The following is a 22,996-nucleotide window of genomic DNA, read 5'->3' on the forward strand; positions in this document are numbered from 1 at the left end:
GGATTTTTTTTAGGAGGAATTGGCGTGAAAAACGAGGAGATTAAGTTAGATATTCATGATAAGCCGAGTGGTTTGTCATGGATTGGATTATCGCTACAACACATGTTTTCCATGTTTGGAAGCACGGTGATTGTGCCGCTGTTAGTGGGTTTGAGTCCCAGCATTGCGTTGTTTGCATCTGGAATTGGAACGTTACTTCACATTTTGATTACGAAAGGCAAGATTCCTGCTTACATGGGATCCAGCTTTGCTTTCATCACCCCGATGTTAGCGTTAATGAAAACAACTGGGATTGGGGGAGTGCAACAAGGAGTAATCGCAGTAGGACTGGTTTACCTAGTCGTGGCCGCCCTAGTGTGGATGCTTGGGACTAATTGGATTGACCACTTGCTACCACCAATTGTGGTTGGACCGATTGTGGTAGTGATTGGTTTGTCCCTCGCTAGTGCCGCTGCGCAAGATGCCATGATGAAAAATAATCACTATGATCTCACTTATTTCCTAATTGCATTGGCTACTCTCTTTTTGGCCATCTTCTTCAACATGAAGCTCAAAGGATTCTTGGGGATGATTCCCATTCTGTTAGCCATTGTTTGTGGTTACTTGATTTCCATGGCCTGTGGGTTAGTGGATTTACATGCCATTGCTAGTGCGCCGTGGTTTAAAATCCCGCATTTTGAATTATTAGGAACGGAAAAAGGCTTCCACTTGGAGTGGAATGCGATTCTGGTTATGGCGCCGATTGCCTTTGTTACAATGACTGAACACATGGGGCACTTGATGGTTCTAGGTGAATTAACCCACCGGAACTTCTTTAAGGATCCCGGTTTAAACCGCACGTTAGCCGGGGATGGAGCGGCTTCTTTGGCCGCCGGATTACTTGGTGGACCGGCCGTCACTAGTTACGGGGAAAACATCGGGGTGATGGCCATCACGAAGGTGTACAGTGTTTACGTAATCGTGGGGGCCGCCTTGTTTGCCATGGCTTTTGCCTTTGTAAACAAATTGAACGTTCTCATTATGCAAATGCCGCTGCCTGTCATCGGGGGAATTAGTTTCTTACTGTTTGGAACCATTGCCTCCAGCGGGATTAAGGTCATGGTCGATGATCATTTAGACTTAAATAACAAACGTAACTTAATGATTGCTTCAGTCGTGTTAGTGATTGGGGTCGGAAACGCGTATCTCCAAATTGGAAGTTTCCAATTTACGGGAGTGGCTCTAGCCACGGTGATCGGGATTGGATTAAATCTGATTCTGCCGCAACAACCAGCTAATGAATAATGACAAGTAAAGTCGGTCTCTATTAAAGACCGACTTTTTTTAATGTTTAAGAATTGTAAAAGGGGGGCAGCTTCTGTATAATCGAACACGTACAAAAAATAAGTGAATGGAGTGGAAATGATGAAGAAAAAATGGTCTTTAATTTTGATGGCCGGCTTAGCAGCCTTGGTGCTGGCTGCTTGTGGGCAAAAACAAGCGGAAACGAAGACGCCACATGTTTTAACGGTGGGGTTAGAAGGAACCTATGCGCCATATTCTTACCGGCAAAACGGTAAGTTAACCGGATTTGAAGTTGATTTAGCCAAGGAAACCGCCAAACGAATGGGCTTAAAACCCAAATTTGTGACGACCGGTTGGGATTCTCTAATTGCCGGCTTAAACTCGAATGACTATGACGTGGTCTTTAACAATATGGCTGAAAATACAGACCGGCAAAAGAAATTCCGGTTTGCCACTCCCTACGTATACTCCAAGTCGATTGTGATTACGAAAAAAGATGGTGCCATTAAATCTGCGAAGGACTTGAAGGGCAAAAAAGTTGCTGAGGGAACGGGAACTGATAACTGGAATAACGCCAAGAAGTTAGGGGCCAACCCCATTACTTCACCTGCCTTTCAAACGTCGATGGATATGATTGACCAAGGTCGGGTAGCCGCCGCTGTGAACTCGCGAGAAGCCTTTGAATACTGGAAGAAGAGTCATCCTGATACTGATTTAACTTACTTTGAAATTCCAACTAGTGAAGTTAAAGCAAGTAAAATTGCTCCGATGATGAATAAGAAGAACGCTAAACTCCAAGCAAAAATGGATAAGGCCATTCAATCAGAACGTAAAGATGGAACTTTGAAACGCCTTTCTATGAAGTACTTTGGGACTAACATTACAGATAAGTAGGAGTTAGACATTTATGCTGGAAATTATTACCTCGTCATTACCGAGCTTACTAAGTGCGATGCTAAAGTTTACCATTCCGTTATCGTTGATTTCCTTTGCAATTGGAATGGTGATTGCGTTCTTGGTGGCGCTAATCAGAACTTTAAATCCTAATTTCGGACCCGTGGGAAAACCGTTGTGGTTAATTTTACGGGCCGTCATTAGTTTCTACGTGTGGGCCTTTCGGTCGACGCCATTGTTAGTGCAATTATTTATTATTTTCTTTGGATTACCGTCCGTTGGAATTAAACTGGCGCCGTTTGTTGCAGCTTTAATTGGATTTTCATTGAACATGGGGGCCTACGGTTCAGAAACAATCAGAGCTGCCTTGCTGTCCGTTAACCAGGAACAATGGGAAGCCGCTTACACACTGGGATTCTCTACGCCACAGACGTTATGGCACTTTATCATTCCACAAGCCTTACGCACGGCGTTACCACCGCTGTCAAACGAATTCATTGGGCTGGTTAAAGATACGTCGTTGGCCAGCACGATTACGATTGCGGAAATGTTTCAGGTCAGTCAACAAATCGCGGCGCAAAACTTTGAACCGCTGTTGATGTACGTAGAAGTGGCGGCGTTGTACGCAGTGCTTTGTTCCATTCTAAATGTACTCCAGCACTACCTAGAAAAACGGTCATCACAATATCTAAAGGGGGCCGCTGACTGATGTTAAAAATTGAAGACGTCCAAAAAAGCTTTGGAAAAAAGCACGTGTTACAGGGAATTAGTACCGAATTTCCTGAACATCAGACGACGGTGATTGTCGGACCCTCAGGATCCGGGAAAACCACTTTGTTGCGGTCGTTAGATCTCTTGGTACAACCTGATCAGGGAACGTTAACGTTAGGTTCATTGCAGGTTAATTTTGCCAATCCCATCGAAAAAAAGGTTAAAAACGAACTTCGGGATCAGACCAGTATGGTGTTTCAAAATTGGAACTTATTTCCTAATTTGACCATTCTGAAAAACATCACTGCTGCGCCAATCTACGTGCAAAAGGTGGATAAAGCACAAGCAGAACAACAGGCTCATGCTTTACTGCAAGAAGTTGGACTCGATGATTACGCGGATGCTTATCCGAATGAATTATCAGGAGGGCAGCAGCAACGAATCTCGATTTGTCGGGCGCTGGCGGTGAAGCCCCAGTACATTTTATTGGACGAACCGACAAGTGCGCTGGATCCAGAAATGGAAACCCAGGTTTTGAAAATGTTAGAGAAATTATCTGACAACGGTCAATCCATGATCATGGTGACGCATAACATGCAGTTCGCTAAGGATGCGGCCGATAAGATTCTGTTCTTAGAAGCTGGTCAATTACAATTTGATGGTTCCTGTGCCGATTTCTTTACCGATCCATCACCTCGAGTAACCAACTTTTTACAGGGCATTTCTTTGAAATAAACAAAAACAGCAATTCGCGTAGAATTGCTGTTTTTTAGTGGAAGAAAGCGAGGAGCGCTACGAGGGCAAAGGTGAGAAAACAGTAGCTAAAGCGTTCGTTGCGGGTGAAAATTTGCGCTCCGTAAGAAACGAGGACGATGGCGATTAATCCAGCGTCCTTTGTGATGGGGAAATTGGCTAGTAGTAATCCCGCAAACAAGAAGATGAATAGCACGTTGAATAGGGTAGCCAGTTCCTTCGTAAAGCGGAGTGCAAAAAAAAGCACGTACAGGGTGAACAAAATCCCGATGTTGAGCAGTGTACTCCGTTCTAAATACTGACTGGTTAAAAAATTAAGGCTGGCCACCGGGATCACTGCGTTGGTGAGGGAAAAACACAGTAGTCCATAGTAATGATTAATTCCAACCCGGGGCACGCGGAGCAAGATGTTAACCACGCCATAAAAAAGGGTCGCAGTAAAAATCAGCAGGGGAAAATGTCCCAAAGCAATGAACCCAAGCGGCAAGATGTTAAAAATTAACGTTAGGCGCACATCCCACCGCTTAAGCAAGGTTAAAGTTCCTAATGCCCAACAGATTTCACTAGCGAGAAAAAAGAAGGACTTGGTCCCACTAAAAATGGAGAATGGATAGTTGGCCGCTAAATTCCAGATGATGATGGTAAGCAACAAGTAGAGCACATTGCTACCTACGGTGACGCTTGTACGTAATTGTTGATTAGATTTTTCCATAATGATAACCTCGATAATTTCATCTTAATGGACTTTTTTCCTGGGTTCAACTACTTATTTCTAAAAACTTGTGATAGGATAAGATAGTTATAAGTATGTTCCCGATAGGATTCACGCTTAGTGAAGATGCCTTGTAACCAAAAATATTAGGGGGAAGTTACCATGAAAGAGAAACATTTATTTACGTCCGAATCGGTGTCGGAAGGACATCCCGATAAAATTGCTGATCACATTAGTGATGCCATTTTAGATGCCATTTTGCGCCAGGATCCAGATGCACGGGTGGCGTGTGAAACGTCCGTAACCACTGGATTAGTGTTAGTTTTTGGAGAAGTGTCCACCACGGCGGACGTCAACATTCGCGAGATTGTTAGAGAGACGATTCGCAAGGCCGGATATGATGATCCCGCTTATGGGTTTGATGCCGATAACGTGGCTGTGTTGGTTTCAATTGATGAACAATCACCAGACATCGCACAGGGAGTCGATGAATCAGAAGAAACCCGGTCTGGCAAGGGGGATCCTCTTGATCAAATCGGAGCGGGAGACCAGGGAATCATGTTTGGGTACGCAACTGACGAAACTCCGGAACTGATGCCCCTACCAATTTCGTTGGCCCATAAACTGATGCGTAAAACCGCCGCAGTTCGTAAGAGTGGTGCAATTGAGTACCTGCGTCCGGATGCCAAGGCCGAGGTAACGGTTGAATTTGATGAAGCAGGGCAACCATTACGGGTCGATACAGTTGTCCTTAGTACCCAACACGATCCGGATGTGACCCAAGCACAGATTAAACAAGATGTGGTTAGTAAAATTGTCAAACAGGTCATTCCCGCCGAGTACCTTGATGACGAAACTAAGTATTTGATTAACCCAACCGGTAAGTTTGTAATTGGGGGACCCAATGGGGACGCTGGGTTAACTGGTCGAAAGATTATCGTGGATACCTACGGGGGTTCTGCTCACCACGGTGGTGGAGCCTTTTCCGGGAAAGATGCGACAAAGGTCGATCGTTCAGCGAGTTATGCCGCTCGCTACATTGCCAAAAACATTGTAGCCGCTGGCTTAGCCCACCGAGTAGAAATTCAGTTAGCCTACGCGATTGGGGTAGCTGAACCGGTTTCCATTCAAGTGGATACCTTTGGGACTTCTGATTATTCAGAAGAAGAACTAATTCAAGCCATCCGCCAAACGTTTGACCTACGGCCGGCCGGCATTATCCAAATGTTGGACTTACAACGACCGATTTACAAACAAACGGCCACTTACGGTCACTTTGGCCGCGACGATATTGATTTACCTTGGGAACACACCGATCGGGTAGCCCAGTTACAAGCGGAGCTCCCGAAAAAATAAACAACTGCTAGAAATCCGATCCGTAAGGGTCGTTTTTTTAGTCTGAAAGGAGACTTGCTGCATCATGCCAGCACGAACGACAAACGTGAAAGTCGTGACCATTGCCCTGTTTATTGCCACCTTTATGAGTGCAATTGAGGGAACGATTGTGTCCACGGCTATGCCTACGATTGTGGGAGATCTCCATGGGGTTTCTCTCATGAACTGGGTCTTTTCCATTTTTCTCTTAACCAACGCGATTGCCACACCGATTTACGGAAAATTGGCGGACCAGTTGGGGCGCAAACGGGTTTTCATCTTTGGCCTGGGGGTTTTTACCTTAGGTTCGCTTTTCTCTGGAATGTCTGGAAGAATGGAAACGCTAATTTTATGGCGGGCTCTCCAGGGAGTGGGAGCCGGAGTAATCATGCCGGTTTCGTTTACCATCGTGGCCGATATGTATCCCTTTCAAAAACGGGCGGATGTGGTCGGGCTGCTAGGGTCCGCCTGGGGAATCGCCTCTATCGTAGCGCCATTACTAGGGGGCTTCATTGTTGATCAACTCTCGTGGCACTGGATTTTCTTCGTTAACGTGCCGATTGGTTTGGTAACAATCGGCCTAATTGCCTGGTTTTTGGTGGAACCGGCTGCGAAGCGTTCCACTCACATTGACTATGGCGGAGTCTTTTTAATTGCGGTGGTCTTGTTGGCCATCATGTACCTCTTTCAATTATTGGGAGAAAACCCATTGCACTGGCTAATGATGGCAATCTGTGTTGTGGTAGCCATCGTTGGCATGCTGCTTTTTATCTATCAAGAACGGCGAGCTGTCGATCCCATTATCCCGTTAAGCATGTTTAAACAACGGACTTTTGTAACGCAAAACTTGATTGCAGCTCTGATTAGCGGCTTCATCTTTGCCTATGAGGTTTATTTACCAGATTGGACCCAGGGGATTCTGGGTTTACCCGCAACCATGGCTGGTTTTGCGATTACTCCGAGTTCGATTATGTGGATCATTGGTTCCTTTTGGACCGGGAAGTTGCTGGCGAAGTTTCGGCCCCAGTTGATTACCTACCTGAGTTTAATTTTCATTGGGTGTGGGAGCTTGGCCTCCGTGTTAATTCCGATTAGTACGCCATTTTGGGCCTTCTTCATCATTTCGGGCGTCATGGGAGTCGGATTCGGATTGTGCATCACAAACGCCTCGGTAACGGTGCAAAATGAGGTCGCTCAAGATCAAATTGGAGTGGCTTCCTCGTTTAATACCCTCAGTCGAACGTTAGGTCAGACCTTGATGATTTCCATATTTGGGATTGTGATGAATACCACGATGCTGCATGGGGTGCACAGTCATCCCCAGACCAACATGAAACTGATGAATGAATTAATTAATCCACAGACGGCTAAGTTATTACCAGCTCATTTAATTCCTCAGCTCCGCGAAATTTTGTATGCAGCGTTACACAACGTCTTTCTAGTCGCCGGCTTGCTGGTAGTGGCAACGCTCGTGGTAAACTGGTTTGACCGAAAAGCTCGTACTTAGCGTTTTTGAATTGCCAACAGAAACGGTGGTTGGTGAACCTGATTCAAGAATTGATACTGTAAAACGTTGAATTCCCATTGGGGAAGGTGGGGAGCCCAGTTGAGGACCTGGTCCTTTTCCGCTTCTCCACCAGGATGACCGTAATAGCAAACCACAATTACTAGTCCAAGGGGTTCCAGGAGCGCCAGACATTTTTCTAATGCCGTAATGGTGGTCTCCGGATGGGTAATCACGTGGTGGTCACCATTCGGAAGATAACCAAGGTTAAAGATGGCACTTTTAACTGGAACCCTGACGACCTGGTCCAGTTGTTCGTGTCCCAGTTGCACGACCGTTGCGTTCTGGTAGCCAGTAGCAGCTAGTTTTGCTTTCGTGGCCGTTACGGCCGCTTTTTGGATATCAAAACTGTAGACGTGGCCGGTCGAACCCACTAATTGGGCCAATTTGAGGGTATCATTTCCCATTCCCGCCGTAGCATCGATAACGGTATCACCCGGTTTTACCACCTGGTCTAAGAGGGTGTGGCTAAAGTGTAATGCAGATTGTAATTTCATGGTAAACCTCGCTTTCTCCCTCATTATAGCAATAAAATCCTTGTTTTTTTGCCGGGACTTTGCTATTGTGAGGAGTAACTACAGAGTAACCAATGAAGCAGAGTAGTAGAACCAGACGATTTAGCAGCGACTAAGCGGTAGGTGTGAGCTTAGATTTCAGTGGTTCGAACTTGTTGTGGAGGTTTTGTTAATCAAATGATTAACCGTTTTCCGCGTTATGGACACGAGCGTTCTTCAATAATTGAAGAGAAGTTAGGTGGTACCGCGGAATTTCGTCCTATAGAATTAGTTTTCTATAGGCTTTTTTTATGGCAAAAATTACAAAGGAGTGTTGGACATGGCTGTTTATGATCACAAAGAGATTGAAACCAAATGGCAAAACTATTGGGATGAGCACCAGACGTTTAAAACGGGCGAGGATCCAAACAAAGAGAAGTACTATGTTTTAGACATGTTCCCGTATCCATCTGGTCAGGGACTGCACGTGGGGCATCCCGAAGGGTACACGGCAACTGACATTATGGCCCGTTTTAACCGGATGCAGAACAAGAACGTTTTGCACCCGATGGGATGGGATGCCTTTGGGCTACCAGCTGAACAGTATGCCATTAAGACTGGGAATAATCCAGCCGAATTTACGAACCAAAACATTCAAAACTTCAAACGCCAGATTAAATCACTCGGCTTTTCGTACGATTGGAGTCGGGAAGTTAACACGACCGATCCGAAGTACTACAAGTGGACCCAGTGGATTTTTGAACAACTATACAAAAAGGGCCTCGCCTATGAAGATGAAATCGAGGTCAACTGGGCCCCTGATTTGATGGGCGGTACGGTAGTTGCCAACGAAGAGGTGGTTAACGGTAAGACCGAACGGGGTGGTTACCCCGTGTACCGGAAGCCAATGAAGCAATGGGTTTTGCGGATTACGGCGTACGCCGAACGGTTGTTAGATGACTTGGATGATTTGGACTGGCCGGAAAGCATTAAACAGATGCAACGGAACTGGATTGGAAAATCAGTCGGGGCCAGCATTAAGTTTGACGTGGACCAACATCCAGACGACCAAATTGAAGTCTTCTCCACGCGGGCGGACACGCTCTTTGGGGCAACGTACCTAGTCTTGTCTCCGGAAAACCCACTGGTAGAAGACATTACGACTGCTGAACAAGCTGATACGGTGGCTGAATATCAAAAATACGTTGCTTCTAAATCCGATTTGGAACGGACCGACCTTAACAAGGATAAATCCGGAGTCTTTACCGGAGCTTACGCGAAAAACCCCGTAAACGGGAAATTACTGCCCGTCTGGATTGGGGATTACGTGCTACCATCGTACGGAACGGGAGCCATCATGGCGGTTCCCGCTCATGACCAACGAGATTACGAGTTTGCCAAGAAATTTGATTTACCAATCATTCCCGTAATTGCGGGTGGTGACATTGAAAAGGAAGCTTACACTGGCGATGGCGTTCACATTAATTCAGGCTTTTTGGACGGCATGGACAAAGATGAAGCGCTTCACACCATCATTACCTGGCTGGAAGATCACGATGCGGGAGCAAAGAAGGTTAACTACAAGCTCCGGGACTGGATTTTCTCCCGGCAACGGTACTGGGGTGAACCCATTCCGGTGATTCATTGGGACGATGGCACGACTTCACTGGTGCCAGAAGACGAACTCCCGTTGCGGTTGCCAAAGACCGATAACATTAAACCGTCTGGAACCGGGGAAAGTCCATTGGCTAACCTTAGTGATTGGGTTAATGTAACGGATAAAAACGGTCGGCACGGTCGGCGGGAAACAAACACAATGCCGCAGTGGGCTGGGAGTTCGTGGTACTACCTCCGTTACGTGGATCCGAACAATGATCAGATGATTGCTGATCCCGAAAAGTTGAAGTACTGGTTATCGGTTGACCTGTACGTCGGTGGAGCCGAACACGCCGTCTTGCACTTGTTGTACGCTCGGTTCTGGCACAAGTTCTTGTATGACTTAGGTGTTGTTCCAACCAATGAACCATTCCAACGGTTGGTGAACCAGGGAATGATTCTCGGAACCAATCACGAAAAGATGTCGAAATCAAAGGGGAACGTGGTGAACCCGGATGACATCGTGAACGAATACGGGGCAGATACCCTCCGTCTCTACGAAATGTTCATGGGCCCGTTGACGGAATCGAAACCATGGAGTACGGATGGAATTACCGGAGCTAACCGGTGGATCAAACGGGTTTGGCGGATGTATGAAGGTGACGCGGAACAAGCAACGGGCATGGTGGTTAACGAAAACGACGGAGGATTGGCCAAGAGTTATAACCAGACCGTGAAAAAGGTTACCGACGACATCGAAAAAATGCGCTTTAACACGGCTATTTCCCAAATGATGGTCTTTGTGAACGACGTTTATAAACGCCAACAACTGCCCAAGGAATACGCCGAAGGGCTAATTAAGTTGCTGTCCCCAATTACACCACACATTGCAGAAGAAATTTGGCACCGGTTGGGTCATGACGAAACGATTGCCTACGCTGCTTGGCCGACTTATGATGAAAGCCAATTGCAGGCGGATGAAGTCCAAATCGCCATCCAAATTAACGGTAAGGTCCGGGCGCGGCTTGCCATTCCTGCTGACGCCGATCAGGACACGATTGAAAAAATGGCTTTGGAACAGCCAGATGTGCAAGCCAACCTGACTGATAAAACGGTCCGGAAGGTGATTGTGGTTCCGAAAAAGATTGTCAATATTGTAGCCAATTAATCTATTTTGTGCTAAATTGGTGCTTTGAGATTTGGTTTGAAAGTGGGTTATTTTAGTGGATAACGATGTTGAAAACAATCAATTAGAAGAACAACAACAGTTCGCAGAATCAGAACAGGCCAAGGGTCAAATGTTAAAGGGATCCGCCTGGATGACAATTGGAAGTATTCTTTCACGGATTCTCGGGGCTTTGTATATCATTCCGTGGCGGCTAATTTTTGGAGCCACCCTATTCCCGATTGCTAACTCGCTTTATACTCAGGGGTACAACATCTACAGCTTTGTGCTGATTGTGGCAATTGCTGGGATTCCATCTGCGATTGCGAAGCAGGTAGCGCACTATAACGCGTTAAACGAGTATGGGGTAGGTGTTGAGTTGTATAAAAAAGGGGTTATTCTTTCCATTTTAATGGGAGTGATTAGCGCCCTAATTCTCTGGTTTGCAGCGCCGTTCTTAACGAACGGGGATTCCAACGTAATTCCGGTCATTCACTCGTTATCGTGGGCGGTTTTGATCATTCCTACGATGAGTTTAACCCGGGGATATTTCCAGGGTTATGGTGACATGGCCCCGTCCGCGATTTCCCAGTTTATTGAACAATTGGCCCGGGTTATTTATATGCTGGTTTCCGCCTTCATTATCTTACGGGTTTTACACGGTAACTGGGTGACAGCGGTGTCGCAATCAACGTTTGCAGCCTTTATCGGCGCCATCTTTGGATTTTTGATCCTGGGCTGGTACTACTGGCGCGGGCGTAATTACTACCGATCGTTGGTGGCTCATAGTAACCATCAGTTGCAGGTACCCACGAACCAGTTGTATCGTGAAATCATCAGTCAGGCAGTTCCTTTCGTCATCTTGGGAGCCGGAGTGACCATCTTCTCGCTGATTGATCAATTTACCTTCTTTGACATTATGCGGCTGGCAACCAACTTTTCTGAACGGACTTTGCAAGTTGATTACGCGGTCTTTGCGGGGAATGCCAATAAATTGACGATGATCGTGATTTCTCTGGCTTCATCGTTAGCAATCACGGTCGTACCGTTACTATCAACGGCCTTTACCAAGCGCAACATGCAAATGATGCGAGATCAACTGTCTAATACCATGATTCTCTTTGAATTTGTGATGTTACCGGCTTCCTTGGGGATGGCAGCCGTGGCGGGTCCTTTGAATCGGACCTTTTATGGAACAGCAAACATGGACTTTGGAAGTAACGTGTTGACCTTTGCGGCCATCGCGGCTATTCCAATCGGATTGTTCGTGGTAACTTCTGCCGTCATGCAGGGGGTCTCCCAAAACCGGCGGGCCGTGAAGTACTTTGTAATCGGAACAATTGCAAAGGTCTTGACGCAATTTCCGTTGGTCTACTGGTTTGGAGCTTTTGGAACACTGATGTCAACTGTAGTCGGATTTACAGTTGCCAATGGGTTAATTATTTATTCTTTAAACCGCGACTTTGGTTTTGAGGGTAAAAAGATGCTTAATGATTCGGCCCGATTAATTGCATATTCGTTGGCTATGTATGTCATTACTTTAATCGCCGTTTATGCGCTTAACTTCTTAGTTGGATTGTTCGCTAATCCGTTTAGTTCATTGATGAGTTTAGTCGTGACGGCTTTAGCCGCTCTAATCGGAGCAAGTGTTTACCTGTACTGTACTTTGAAGAGTCGGATTGCCGACGAAGTCTTAGGAGCTCGGGTGGCACGACTGCGAACCATCTTGCACATTAGTTAAAATTGATAACAAAAAAAACAGCGCGAGCAGCGCTGTTTTTTATTTGGGTGTGGGACCCTCGAGTTTGTCACTGTCCGGAGAGGTGTAAATTCCGTTGATGATAATTTCAATTAAACTAAAGACTAAACCACTAGGTGGGAAAATCCAAATGGCAATGGCAGTTACAATAATTAAAGCCGGAAACTTCCAACTAATTAAAAATTGATAGCTACACATATTTTTGATTTTTTTAATGCCCGTTTGATCGTTTTCTCGTTCCATTTCGTTTAAAATAACCTTGCTGAGAATCAAATAGGCAATGTTCCAAGCAGTGAAGAAAAGCAGGTAGAACAGTTGTGGAGCAACGTTATCCATGAACTTTCCCACCCAGGCCGACACGACGGGAATTAGGGACATCGTAAAGAGCCACAGGTTATTGGCCCAATAGATTCGTTTTGTAATCCGGTGAACCAGATAAAACATGTAATGCTGGTTGTACCAGGCCACTCCGATGAAGACAAAACTAACGATGTAGGCAAACAATTCAGGAATCCCATCGAAGATTTCTTCAAATCTGGGGGTATTCGGGATTTTGAATTCCAACACCATGATGGTGATGATAATAGCGACAATGGCATCCGTTAGGGCTTCGACTCGTGATTTTTTCACAGTACCAACCTCCAATTGAAATTTAGTGCTTCAACTAAAAATTATAGCATATTTTGGATTTACTAAAATTGACTAGTAAGAAATTGATTAATAATCAAATGGGGTGTGAATGGAAAGCGCTTCACTTCTATGTGGTTAATTGATATGATGAAAACAATCATAGGACGAATTTAACTTTTTGTTTGATTAGATACGAGGGAATCGCGGAGGAGTTGAGAACAATCAAACAGTATTACATTGTGGATCAGTCGTTACTACCAGAAATGTTTGGTAAGGTAATCGCTGCCCGTCAGTTGCTAGAAGAGGGTAAAGCTGCAAACATTAGTGAAGCGGTTAAAGCAGTCGGAATCAGTCGGGGCAGTTACTATAAGTATAAAGACATGGTGTATTCGACTGACGATTCTAGTTGGAACCGCAAGGCGGTCATTTCGTTAATGTTGAATGATCGACCAGGCGTATTATCTCAGTTGTTAAAGGAAGTGGCCGCTAGTGGAGCAAGTATTCTAACCATTAACCAAAACATTCCGATTCACCAACTGGCCAGCGTGGTCATTTCCCTGGATTTGACTCACATTAAAATTACGTTAGATGAATTACTGGCGGACTTTAAGCAGGTGGAAGGTGCGAGTCAAGTTCGGTTGGTTTCAATTGAATAACAATTATCAAATATTGATTTTAATGAAAACTAGTGTAATGATATAATTACTCTAGTTTTTTAGTTATTTAAAGCGAGGAAAATTAATGAATAAATATACAATTTCTGATTATCTATTAGACGTTCTTCACTTTGGAAAGGTTTATCAAGTGCTGGGCGTTCCTGGTGATTATAATTTGTCCTTTTTGGATCATATTACCAGTCGCACTGATATGGAATGGTGTGGTAATTTAAATGAATTAAATGCAGCTTATGCGGCCGATGGATATGCTCGACAACAGGGATTAGCTGCATTTGTGACAACTTATGGAGTGGGGGAATTAAGCGCAATTAATGGACTAACTGGTAGTCAGACTGAAGGAGTTCCCCTGTTAGAAATTGTGGGGTTACCTACAACGGCTAATCAACTGCAAAGAAAACGGGTTCATCACAGTTTAGGAAACGGTAATTTTAAACACTTCCAAGCGGTTCATCAAGAATTAGGAATTACAACCGGAATTATTACTGCAACTAATGCAGTGACAGTTGTAAATCAATTATTACGGAAAATTATAACTACGAAACAGCCTGCCTACCTGGAATTACCCTGTGATTTAACTGAATTACCGGTAAATCCAGCGTTCAAACAACTAATTCCCGCTTTATTTAAACCGAGTATAGATTTAGACCTACCTCTAATTCCCCAAACATTGATTAAACAGGCATTGAAACAAGCCAAACAGCCACTAGTGATTGTTGGACAGGAGATTGAGCAATTTCAATTAGGCCCGGTAGTGCAAACTTGGTTAGAGAAACAGAAATTGCCTTTTGTTGATTTAATTGATAGTAAAGGAGTGGTGGCGGAAACTTCCAGTCAATTTAGGGGAACTTATCATGGTCAATTATCGAAGCAGAGGATTCAAGAACAGGTTCAACAAGCTGATGTGCTTTTCTTAATTGGAACCATTTTCTCAGATGTTAATACAGCGGGTTTTTCCCAGCAAATTCAACCAGAAAAAATGATCATGATTAATACCCAATCGGTTTCTGTCTACGGAGAAAAGCTGATAGATCAACCCATCGGTGGTTTTTCAGCTTGGATTCATGAGCTTTGTGATGCACAAAGAGTTGATAAAAATGAAAATTCATTGACACCCACGCACCATCCAGCAATAGAGCCAGTTCCCGTAGCCAACCAACCGTTAACACAGACTTTTTACCAAAAAGCATTAGCTCAGTTTTTACAACCGCATGATACGGTCGTTATAGAACAGGGAACTTCATTATTTACCATTGAGGACGTTAGATTACCCTCAGGAGTTAAAGTGATTTCGCAGCCACTGTGGGCTTCAATTGGTTATGCCTTACCCGCAGCTTTAGGTAGCCAATTGGCTAATCCTAATCGACGCCATCTTTTAAGTATTGGAGATGGTTCTTTGCTACTAACAATCCAAGAATTAGCCTTTGCGATTGAACAACACTTAACGCCCATCATCTTTTTACTGGATAACCATGGTTATACGATTGAAAGGGTGATTCATGGAGAACGAGCTAGTTACAATGATGTTCCCCAGCTTAATTATCAACATCTTTTGCCTGCTTTGGGAGCAAAACCCAAAACATATCGGTTTATGACGGTAAAAACTGAAACAGAGTTAATGAGCACGTTAACTAATTTGAAAGAAGCAACACCCAAGTTAACGATTGTTCAAATTTGTCTAGCCAAAACAGATGCTCCTCAGGCACTACGAAAATTTGTTGATTTGATTTATGGTGATTAATTATTTATTTATCTAATTAAAATAGATGATGGCTGCGAATTATGGTTGATAAGTAAACAAGAGGAACAAAAAAACGGTTGAAATTTTCATTTCAACCGTTTTTTGAATGTTTTAAGCTTGGTCATCAACAACCAATAATGATTTAATGGCTTGTCGTTGATCCATGGCATCGTAAGCATCCTGGATTTGGTCTAAGGTAAATTGCTTAGTAAAGACCTTTCCGGGGTTAATCTTACCGTCTAAGACGGCTTGCAAGAGTTCAGCACGATCGTAGGTAGTTACAGAGGCAATTCCACCCCGTAAACCAGTATTGTTGTAGAACAATTGGTTAGTGTTCATATCAGGCTTTTGGGGAATTCCAACCCGTCCGATGATGGCACCCGGACGGACAATCTTAGTTGCTGTATCGACAGATTGTTCCGTTCCAACACATTCGAGCACGGCGTCCACTCCGGCACCGGTTAATTCCATGACGTGTTTTACTGCTTCGTCACCACGTTCTGGAACCACATCAGTAGCGCCAAATTCACGGGCTAACTTTTGCCGGTCTTCATGCCGACTCATGGCGATGATCCGTTTAGCGCCCCGGAGTTTGGCAGAAATTACCCCACACAAACCAACGGCTCCGTCGCCCATAACGGCGACCGTATCACCTGGCTTAACTTCGGCAGTAGCAGCAGCGTGGTAACCAGTGGCCATTACGTCTGAGAGGGTGACGAAAGAATTTAACATTTCGGGAGTGTAATCAGATGGTTGCCCTGGAATCTTAACGAGCGCCCAGTTAGCGTTCACAAACCGTAGATATTGAGCTTGGTAACCGTTGATATTGCCAGTTTCTCGGTTTAAACAGTTACCGTCAAAACCAGCTTTACATGCGGCACAGTGACCACAACCGTGGGTGAAAGGAGCAATTACGAAGTCACCAGGTTTAACGTTAGTAACTTCTGAACCCACTGATTCAACGATTCCGATTCCTTCGTGACCTGTAGGCGTTCCGCTGTCTCGTTGGGAAATTCCCCGGAACCACCATAAGTCGGAACCACAAACGCTGGCGCGTACGATTTTAATGATGGCGTCGGTTGGCTTTTGAATTTCTGGTTTCGGTCGATCTTCAATCCGAACTTCGCCCGGTTTAATAAAAATACTTGCTTTCATAATGACACTCCTTCGTAATTTTAGTTTATTAAATAGCTAGTAGTTAAGCGATTAGCTACTTGTTTTAAGTATAGCGGGAGCAAAATTAGTTTGCGAATATTTTGTTTGGAGATTGACAAAGGTGAAAACTGGGATTACTATGAGTGAGTACTCATTCAGAAAAAGAAAAAAGGAGTGATCAAAATGCAGCCAACCATCACGGTGCAAAATTTGGAACAAGGGTATGGCAAAACAATTATTTTGAAGGATATCAACCTTACTGTGAATCGGGGACAGATTTTAGCGCTAATCGGTCCGAGTGGTTCGGGTAAATCAACGCTCATTAAATCGATTATGGGCATGCTACTACCTAAACAGGGGCAAATTCGGGTCCTCGATACCCCGATGCCCGACCGGTTAATTCTTGGAAAAATTGGGTTCATGGCGCAAAGTGATGCTTTGTATCAAGGGTTAACGGGAAAAGAAAATCTCGAATTCTTTGGTTCCTTATTAGGGATGAATCAGGCAGATATTCATCAGCAACTGGATTATGTGGCTGGAATTGTGAATTTGGGCCCGCATTTGGATAAGTTTGTGAAGGATTATTCTGGTGGAATGAAACGGCGGTTGTCACTAGCCATTTCTTTACTGGGACAACCCCAAATTTTGATTTTAGACGAACCGACGGTGGGAATTGATCCAGAATTACGAGCTCATATTTGGGATGAGCTGCACAAGTTGGCGCAACAGGGATGCACAATTTTATTGACCACCCATGTGATGGAAGATGCCGAACAGGCCGATCAATTGTTGATGATTCGTCGGGGCGAGGCCATTGCCCAAGGATCACCACAAGGATTATTAGATCAGTTTCAGGTTAAGCAAATTGAACAGGTTTTCATTAAAGCAGGGAGGGATCAAGATGCGCGTCTGGGCAGTAACTAAACGAATTATCATTGAGATGTTGCGTGATAAACGGACGATTGCCATGATGTTTATTGCGCCATTGTTTGTACTAACGTTGATGAATTTTTTATTTACCTCAAATAATAACCAAAAGGCGACGTTAGCAGTGCACCACGTTGACAGCACGTTGGTTAAGAATTTACCGAGCAAGCACCTCCAAATTAAGCAGATCGATAATCAACACAGTGCGGAAACTAACATTCGTACTCACGATTATGCCGGGGTCTTAACTCAGCAGGGAGATAAATTGCAGCTGACCCTACAAAATAGTGATCAAACGAAGACTGCTTTGATTTTACAGGGATTAAAAACAACGCAAGTGAAACTGAAGATGCAGGCGGCTAGAACCACGATGCAAAAACAGGCTCAGGCCTTGCAACAGCTCCAGGGACAGTTAGGGACATTCATGCAGCACGCGCAACCACAAACGGTTTCTAACTATCAGTTGCATACTAAGTATCTGTACGGAAGCAGTAAATCCACGTTCTTTGATACGTTACTCCCGATTATGATTGGCTTCATGGTCTTCTTCTTTGTTTTCCTAATTTCTGGGGTGGCCTTTTTGGGCGAACGAACCTCAGGAACGCTTAGTCGCGTGTTAGCAACGCCGATTCGCAAGCAGGAGATTATCATTGGTTACATTGGTGGTTACGGGCTCTTTGCGGTGCTGCAATCGATTTTGATTGTCTGCTTCAGTATCTATGCCTTTAAGATTCAACTGCTAGGAAACATTTTGAACGTGGTCTTAATTGCGGTCATGCTGGCACTGGTAGCCTTAACCCTCGGACTTTTGATTTCCACCTTTGCCGATTCTGCCTTTCAAATGGTACAATTTATTCCATTAGTGGTGATTCCCCAGATTTTCTTCTCTGGAATTATCCCGATTAACCAAATGGCAGGCTGGATTCAACCGTTGGCAAAATTGATGCCCCTGTACTACGGTTCCCAAGCCATTACGGATATCATTCAAAAAGGGGTTGGCCTTTCTACTATTTTACCGACGGTCGTTATTTTGGCCCTGTTTGCCCTTGTCTTTTACATTTTAAACGTAATGACCCTGCGCAAGTACCGGCGGGTTTAATTACTAGTTAAGGAAATTCACGATGACTAAGAATATTCAAAATATTTTTGCGGCCAGTTTACAGCAAACCAATCTTTCCCCAAAGCAACAAGCCGTGTTACAGTCTAGTTTGGACTTATTTTCGACCCAGGGCTTTAATGCAACCAGTACGAAAGACATTGCCCAGGAAGCGGGCGTGGCCGAAGGAACGGTGTATCAGCAATTTAAAAATAAGAACGGAATTTTGCAGGCCATTCTAGATCCGTTTATCCAATCCGTGTTACCGCAAGTGGTGCAGGATTTTACGACGGAAGTGGGGACGCGTCAATTCGATGATTTAGAGGACTTTTTGACCTATATCATTAAGAACCGGATGCTTTTTGCGTTAGAAAATAAGGCACAAATCAGAATTTTTGCGCAAGAAATTTTTCGTTCTGATGAGCTAGTAAACCAGGTTAAAAACCAACTGGGAACGTTGAAAACCGGATCATTAGCGCACCAGTTACAAGAATTTCAGCGACAGGGACAATTGGTGCAATGGCCGCTCCCCCGCTTGCTTCAATTCGTATTTAGTACCTTTATGAGTTTTATTTTGCCGGTGATTATTACTAACCGCGATGATGTGAGTGAAACTCAGGTGGAACAGTGGACTACGGAAGCAGTTACTTTTCTCTTACATGGTTTAACGCCTCAATAAACTTAAGCAGCAGTTAATCAGTTGATTAGCAGCTGCTTTTTTTTATTGGCGGAGATCACATTGACAAATTTAAGAATTCATTTAAAATGATAACAATTTACCTTTAAAAGGAAAGGAGGGATTTAAGTGGAAGAAATTAAATTACAAAAGGTATCCTTTGCCTATCCAGAAAAGCCGGAACCGGTGTTTACCGATCTTAGCCTTACCTTTAATTCGGATTGGAAACTAGGGGTGATTGGCCGAAATGGACAGGGAAAAACCACCTTGTTGAAGTTAATTGCCGGTCAGTTACACGGATCCGGAGTGATTCAAAGTAATTTACCGTTTCAATTCTTTCCGTTTCCAGTGGCAGATACAGAACTAGTGAGGGATTTCTTTACCCGCACTACCACTATTCCGGTATGGCAATTAAAGCGTGAACTGACCTTACTAGGAGTGGATGCATCGATTTTATATCGCGAGTATGGAACGTTGTCTGGGGGAGAAAAAACGAAGGTTCAGTTGAGTATGCTGTTTGCGGACGAGACAACCTTTAAGTTAATTGATGAACCGACCAATCATTTGGATCAGTTGGGCAACCAACAGGTCATTGATTATTTACAGCACAAGCAGGGATTTATGTTGGTTAGTCATAACGCCTATTTATTGGATCAAGTTTGTGATCAAATTTTGGCGTTGGAAAAGACGGGGATTCAGATCTACCACGGTAACTATCGAGCTTTTCGCGAACATCGCCAGTTAGCGGAGCAAGAACGAGCAACGGCCAACGCTAAGATTGAGCGCCAGGTAGCTAAGTTGGAAAAAAGCGCCCGTCAGCACCAGCAGTGGTCCCAAAATAAGGAAAAGCAAAAATTCAACCGGAAGGGCAATCCGGATCAGAAGGTGATGGACCGGGGCATGATGGGGAACCGGGCGGCTCGGTTAATGAAAAAGGCTAAGGTAGCTGAACGCAAACGCAACCAAGCGATTACGGAACAAACGGCCTTGAAAAAAGCCACGGAGACCATAGAACCGTTGGAATTAAAACTGCCGAAGCCGGATCACTCAACCATTTTGCGTTTGAATTCAGTCCAGCTGGGTTACGGCGACCGTCAGTTATTTGCGCCCCAGTCGTTTACGGTTAACCGCGGGGACGTCTTGGGGATTGTCGGTGGCAACGGGCGTGGGAAAACTAGTTTGTTGCAGGCCATTTTGGGGACCTTTTCTGGGACACAAACGGGAGAAATTCAACGTCGACCGCATTTAACGATTAGTCCGTTGTTTCAGACTTATCACCATGAAGAGACCATTCCGGATTACATTGAAAAAATGGGGCTAGACCGCGAACTCTTTTTGAGTAATTTACATAAGTTAGGGGTTGCCCGGACCGATTTTGCGAAACGGATTGATCAGATGAGTGCGGGTCAGCAGAAACGGATCGAGCTGGCGCGCTCGTTATCAATTAGTGCGGATCTCTATTTGTGGGACGAACCGCTGAATTATTTAGATGAGTACAATCGTCGGCAATTGGTGGCAGTCATAAAAGAAAGCCCCATGACCTTACTGGTTATTGACCATGACTTGGAATTTATTCACCAAGTTGCTTCGCCGATTATTGACCTAGAACGTTAGTCCTTGACCAGCTGGGTGAAACGGTACAAGTCGCATGGAGCATAAAATGAAACCAATTAAACAAGTGGCACTCAATGACTTAGCGAGTTCGATTGCCACGCAAGCCTTTAGCATTTATACGTTTTGGTACATTGCCAGTCACCTGCATAACCAGGGGTTAATTTCACTACTGGGTGGTTTAGAGTTACTGACGGTGTTACTAGCCCCGGTCGGAGGCGTGGTTGCTGATACCTGGTCCCGGGTTAAGATTATGCAAATCATTAGTTTAATTCGGACTGGTCTATTATTAGCCTTTGTGGTTCTATTGCTTGTAACCCAGCAATTAAGTTATTTGTTGATTGCAACGGGAACCGGACTTAGTATCTTATCTGCTTTTTATAATCCGGCGGTGGAGGCCATTATTCCGGACTATGCTAATTCCGATACCGAACTGGTTCAGAATAATACGATTGTAAACGTCGCCAATCAAACGGCAACCATTGCAGCTTCAGTGGTAGCTGGCTTATTTACTTTTTTGCCCAGCAACTTGCTGGCGTACGGCTTATTGCTACTGTTATTGGCAACTGCAACCATCAGCATCTTACGCTTACAGGATTACCCACACCGGCAACCTATTGACCATCCTTGGGACAATTTTCGTTTAACCAAGCTCGGGAGTGAGTTTAAGGCCATCGTTAAAATCCCAGTCATTCGGGTTTTATTGCCCTATGCAATTATTTTGAACCTGAGTTTTTGGAGCTTCTGGTTCTTGACACCGTTGTACCTAACAACTTACTTACACAGGTTTCGGATTGCCTTTTCGTTACAAGAATTGCTAATTGGAATCGCGGCAATTACGTGTGGAGTAGTAGTGGGTAAATACACGGGTTTACTGGCACGCTTGATTTGCTGGTATCCACTTTTTTTACTGTTGCAAGGGAGCGGTTTTGTGCTGTTTTTGTTGGTAATGCAAATAACGTCAAACTTGCTAGTTCAAGTGGTAAGTTTTTGTCTGGCTTGGCTGATGTATGGAACCTTCAACTTTTTAACGGGACTTATGTTTGTGACGGCGGTTCAGCGCAAGCTGCAGCCCGAACAAATGGGGAAAACGTTGGGAACGATTTTCTCAATTTTTGGGATTCTCTCGCCTCTGGATTCGCTGATCACGGGTGTGGTGCACCAGCCCACTACCCAACTAATGTTGGGGTTGGTTCTACCGATGATTCTGGTCCCGCTGGTGATGTTGTTTGATGGACGGGTGAAACGGGTTTTACAATCAGATCATTAAAAAAACAGACGCCTAGTACAGACGTCTGTTTTGCTAGATTTAATTAATCAGCTTGGTGCTCGTGCATAAAGTGGGGCAAATCCTCTGAAATTTGGTGTGGGAGCACGACGTATTGTTGTTGGGCTAACTGAGCCGCAATGGCGCTGTGGGTATACACGGCTGCAAGAACCGCGTCATCCACGGATTGAAATTGCGCTACAAAGCCACTAATAATCCCGGCTAGGGTATCACCCATGCCACCAGTAGCTTGAGCGGGAGTTCCAGTGGTGTTTTGAAATGCTCCGGTAGGGGTAAAGACTTCTGTTTGTGCTGATTTAACCACGGCAATTAGGTGCGGATGATCGACTAATAATTGGTTATACGCTCGTTGGTTAGTCGCTGGATTTTGGTTAGCTAGTTGCACGCCCGTCAGCCGTTCCCATTCCATTTGGTGGGGCGTGACGATGATGGTAGCCGTTGGCAATGCCAATTGGTACTTAGCAACTAAAGTTAAGGCTGATCCATCAACTAGGAGCACTTGTTCTGGGGTAACCAGGTTAAATATCAGCTTGATTAAGTTGAGGGCTTGTTCATCGGTTCCGAGCCCAGACCCTAAACTAATCACGTCCATGGTGGGTAACAACTGGGTTAGTTGTGCCTGATCTTGGTAATCAGCGAACATCGCTTCTGGAACCCACGCGTGCAGGCTACTTTGATTGCTAGCATCTGTGAAGGTGGTGGTTAAACCCGCTCCGGCGTAAACCGTGCCGAGGGTACTCATGATAATGGCACCGCCAAAGTTATGATTTCCTCCGATCAGCGCCACCTTGCCATAGGTCCCCTTGAAGCTCTTTGTTGGTCGTTTGCGGATTACTTTTGGTAGAATTGAAGATGTAATTAATTTCATTGGATTCACCTCGAAACTATTATA

At 44.7% G+C, this 22,996-nt stretch carries 20 protein-coding genes, 1 riboswitch and 1 other annotated feature; of the genes, 15 read left to right on the forward strand and 5 right to left on the reverse strand.

What is annotated here, in order from left to right; all coding sequences use genetic code 11:
- Nucleotides 1-24: 24 nt before the first annotated feature.
- From M3M37_RS01765 to M3M37_RS01780, 4 genes are all read left to right on the forward strand, one after another.
- Nucleotides 25-1,284, forward strand: a complete 1,260-nt coding sequence (locus M3M37_RS01765; protein ID WP_252795453.1) for a solute carrier family 23 protein — start codon at nucleotides 25-27, stop codon at nucleotides 1,282-1,284.
- Nucleotides 1,285-1,404: 120 nt separating this feature from the next.
- Nucleotides 1,405-2,178 carry a transporter substrate-binding domain-containing protein gene (locus M3M37_RS01770; RefSeq protein ID WP_252795454.1) on the forward strand — a complete coding sequence of 258 codons (774 nt, stop codon included), beginning with the start codon at nucleotides 1,405-1,407 and terminating at the stop codon, nucleotides 2,176-2,178.
- A gap of 13 nt (nucleotides 2,179-2,191) precedes the next feature.
- Nucleotides 2,192-2,887: an amino acid ABC transporter permease gene (locus M3M37_RS01775; RefSeq protein WP_252795455.1), complete on the forward strand. Its 696-nt coding sequence runs from the start codon at nucleotides 2,192-2,194 to the stop codon at nucleotides 2,885-2,887.
- Nucleotides 2,887-3,624: an amino acid ABC transporter ATP-binding protein gene (locus tag M3M37_RS01780; protein ID WP_252795456.1), complete on the forward strand. Its 738-nt coding sequence runs from the start codon at nucleotides 2,887-2,889 to the stop codon at nucleotides 3,622-3,624. The genes M3M37_RS01775 and M3M37_RS01780 overlap by 1 nt, the downstream gene beginning before the upstream one ends.
- A 34-nt stretch (nucleotides 3,625-3,658) precedes the next feature.
- Here the strand turns inward: M3M37_RS01780 and M3M37_RS01785 are convergent, their stop codons facing one another.
- Nucleotides 3,659-4,354: a hypothetical protein gene (locus M3M37_RS01785; RefSeq protein WP_252795457.1), complete on the reverse strand. Its 696-nt coding sequence runs from the start codon at nucleotides 4,352-4,354 to the stop codon at nucleotides 3,659-3,661.
- An 82-nt stretch (nucleotides 4,355-4,436) separates the two neighbouring features.
- A riboswitch (SMK box riboswitch) is annotated at nucleotides 4,437-4,519 on the forward strand.
- Here M3M37_RS01785 and metK point away from each other — a divergent pair.
- Together metK and M3M37_RS01795 are read left to right on the forward strand one after the other, a co-directional pair.
- Complete coding sequence (metK, locus tag M3M37_RS01790; RefSeq protein ID WP_252795458.1) at nucleotides 4,517-5,710, forward strand: methionine adenosyltransferase; 1,194 nt, start codon at nucleotides 4,517-4,519, stop codon at nucleotides 5,708-5,710. (Overlaps the previous riboswitch by 3 nt.)
- Nucleotides 5,711-5,774: 64 nt before the next feature.
- Complete coding sequence (locus tag M3M37_RS01795) at nucleotides 5,775-7,235, forward strand: MDR family MFS transporter (RefSeq protein ID WP_252795459.1); 1,461 nt, start codon at nucleotides 5,775-5,777, stop codon at nucleotides 7,233-7,235.
- Here M3M37_RS01795 and mnmM read toward each other — a convergent pair.
- On the reverse strand, nucleotides 7,232-7,789 hold the full coding sequence (mnmM, locus tag M3M37_RS01800; protein ID WP_252795460.1) for a tRNA 5-(aminomethyl)-2-thiouridylate-methyltransferase MnmM: 558 nt from the start codon (nucleotides 7,787-7,789) through the stop codon (nucleotides 7,232-7,234). The two genes, M3M37_RS01795 and mnmM, sit on opposite strands and share 4 nt — an antisense overlap.
- An 83-nt stretch (nucleotides 7,790-7,872) precedes the next feature.
- Nucleotides 7,873-8,072, forward strand: a binding site (T-box leader).
- A 54-nt stretch (nucleotides 8,073-8,126) separates the two neighbouring features.
- Between mnmM and leuS the strand changes: the two genes are divergently transcribed.
- On the forward strand, nucleotides 8,127-10,550 hold the full coding sequence (leuS, locus tag M3M37_RS01805) for a leucine--tRNA ligase (protein ID WP_252795461.1): 2,424 nt from the start codon (nucleotides 8,127-8,129) through the stop codon (nucleotides 10,548-10,550).
- A gap of 55 nt (nucleotides 10,551-10,605) precedes the next feature.
- A complete protein-coding gene (locus M3M37_RS01810) occupies nucleotides 10,606-12,288 on the forward strand; it encodes a putative polysaccharide biosynthesis protein (RefSeq protein WP_420842970.1) in 1,683 nt (560 codons plus the stop codon).
- A 39-nt stretch (nucleotides 12,289-12,327) separates the two neighbouring features.
- Here M3M37_RS01810 and M3M37_RS01815 read toward each other — a convergent pair whose 3' ends face one another.
- A complete protein-coding gene (locus M3M37_RS01815) occupies nucleotides 12,328-12,936 on the reverse strand; it encodes a TMEM175 family protein (RefSeq protein ID WP_252795462.1) in 609 nt (202 codons plus the stop codon).
- A 221-nt stretch (nucleotides 12,937-13,157) separates the two neighbouring features.
- Here M3M37_RS01815 and M3M37_RS01820 point away from each other — a divergent pair, with 221 nt between their 5' ends.
- Nucleotides 13,158-13,592, forward strand: a complete 435-nt coding sequence (locus M3M37_RS01820) for an ACT domain-containing protein (protein WP_252795896.1) — start codon at nucleotides 13,158-13,160, stop codon at nucleotides 13,590-13,592.
- A gap of 85 nt (nucleotides 13,593-13,677) precedes the next feature.
- Nucleotides 13,678-15,351, forward strand: a complete 1,674-nt coding sequence (locus M3M37_RS01825) for an alpha-keto acid decarboxylase family protein (RefSeq protein WP_252795463.1) — start codon at nucleotides 13,678-13,680, stop codon at nucleotides 15,349-15,351.
- A gap of 111 nt (nucleotides 15,352-15,462) precedes the next feature.
- Here M3M37_RS01825 and M3M37_RS01830 read toward each other — a convergent pair whose 3' ends face one another.
- The gene (locus M3M37_RS01830; RefSeq protein WP_252795464.1) at nucleotides 15,463-16,506 is read right to left on the reverse strand and encodes a zinc-dependent alcohol dehydrogenase family protein; all 1,044 of its coding nucleotides are present in this window, start codon (nucleotides 16,504-16,506) and stop codon (nucleotides 15,463-15,465) included.
- A 177-nt stretch (nucleotides 16,507-16,683) separates the two neighbouring features.
- On the opposite strand from M3M37_RS01830, the gene M3M37_RS01835 reads away from it, so the two are divergent.
- The 5 genes from M3M37_RS01835 (at nucleotide 16,684) to M3M37_RS01855 (ending at nucleotide 22,086) form a co-directional block, all read left to right on the forward strand.
- A complete protein-coding gene (locus tag M3M37_RS01835; protein ID WP_420842978.1) occupies nucleotides 16,684-17,430 on the forward strand; it encodes an ABC transporter ATP-binding protein in 747 nt (248 codons plus the stop codon).
- Nucleotides 17,408-18,532 (forward strand): ABC transporter permease, encoded by a 1,125-nt coding sequence (locus tag M3M37_RS01840; protein WP_252795466.1) that lies wholly within the window; start codon nucleotides 17,408-17,410, stop codon nucleotides 18,530-18,532. Before M3M37_RS01835 ends, M3M37_RS01840 begins: the two co-directional genes overlap by 23 nt.
- 22 nt (nucleotides 18,533-18,554) lie before the next feature.
- Nucleotides 18,555-19,208, forward strand: coding sequence for a TetR/AcrR family transcriptional regulator (locus M3M37_RS01845; RefSeq protein ID WP_252795467.1), 654 nt, complete (start codon nucleotides 18,555-18,557; stop codon nucleotides 19,206-19,208).
- A 126-nt stretch (nucleotides 19,209-19,334) separates the two neighbouring features.
- Nucleotides 19,335-20,819, forward strand: coding sequence for a ribosomal protection-like ABC-F family protein (gene abc-f / locus M3M37_RS01850; RefSeq protein WP_252795468.1), 1,485 nt, complete (start codon nucleotides 19,335-19,337; stop codon nucleotides 20,817-20,819).
- Nucleotides 20,820-20,865: 46 nt separating this feature from the next.
- Entirely contained in the window at nucleotides 20,866-22,086 is a 1,221-nt protein-coding gene (locus M3M37_RS01855; RefSeq protein ID WP_252795469.1) for an MFS transporter, read from the forward strand.
- Between the two features lie 43 nt (nucleotides 22,087-22,129).
- On the opposite strand, the gene M3M37_RS01860 is transcribed toward M3M37_RS01855, so the two are convergent.
- Complete coding sequence (locus tag M3M37_RS01860; RefSeq protein WP_252795470.1) at nucleotides 22,130-22,972, reverse strand: NAD(P)H-hydrate dehydratase; 843 nt, start codon at nucleotides 22,970-22,972, stop codon at nucleotides 22,130-22,132.
- Between the last annotated feature and the right edge of the window lie 24 nt (nucleotides 22,973-22,996).

This window comes from Fructilactobacillus carniphilus, assembly GCF_024029675.1.
In the GTDB taxonomy this organism is placed as follows: Bacteria; Bacillota; Bacilli; order Lactobacillales; family Lactobacillaceae; genus Fructilactobacillus; species Fructilactobacillus carniphilus.

Bases quoted from the DNA above. Each gene is read 5' to 3' on its own strand.
- M3M37_RS01785 (WP_252795457.1), bottom strand. From the start codon at position 4,354: ATGGAAAAATCTAATCAACAATTACGTACAAGCGTCACCGTAGGTAGC.
- metK (WP_252795458.1), top strand. From the start codon at position 4,517: ATGAAAGAGAAACATTTATTTACGTCCGAATCGGTGTCGGAAGGACAT.
- M3M37_RS01795 (WP_252795459.1), top strand. From the start codon at position 5,775: ATGCCAGCACGAACGACAAACGTGAAAGTCGTGACCATTGCCCTGTTT.
- M3M37_RS01825 (WP_252795463.1), top strand. From the start codon at position 13,678: ATGAATAAATATACAATTTCTGATTATCTATTAGACGTTCTTCACTTT.
- M3M37_RS01780 (WP_252795456.1), top strand. From the start codon at position 2,887: ATGTTAAAAATTGAAGACGTCCAAAAAAGCTTTGGAAAAAAGCACGTG.
- M3M37_RS01860 (WP_252795470.1), bottom strand. From the start codon at position 22,972: ATGAAATTAATTACATCTTCAATTCTACCAAAAGTAATCCGCAAACGA.
- M3M37_RS01845 (WP_252795467.1), top strand. From the start codon at position 18,555: ATGACTAAGAATATTCAAAATATTTTTGCGGCCAGTTTACAGCAAACC.
- M3M37_RS01830 (WP_252795464.1), bottom strand. From the start codon at position 16,506: ATGAAAGCAAGTATTTTTATTAAACCGGGCGAAGTTCGGATTGAAGAT.
- mnmM (WP_252795460.1), bottom strand. From the start codon at position 7,789: ATGAAATTACAATCTGCATTACACTTTAGCCACACCCTCTTAGACCAG.
- M3M37_RS01855 (WP_252795469.1), top strand. From the start codon at position 20,866: ATGAAACCAATTAAACAAGTGGCACTCAATGACTTAGCGAGTTCGATT.
- M3M37_RS01770 (WP_252795454.1), top strand. From the start codon at position 1,405: ATGAAGAAAAAATGGTCTTTAATTTTGATGGCCGGCTTAGCAGCCTTG.
- M3M37_RS01840 (WP_252795466.1), top strand. From the start codon at position 17,408: ATGCGCGTCTGGGCAGTAACTAAACGAATTATCATTGAGATGTTGCGT.
- leuS (WP_252795461.1), top strand. From the start codon at position 8,127: ATGGCTGTTTATGATCACAAAGAGATTGAAACCAAATGGCAAAACTAT.
- M3M37_RS01775 (WP_252795455.1), top strand. From the start codon at position 2,192: ATGCTGGAAATTATTACCTCGTCATTACCGAGCTTACTAAGTGCGATG.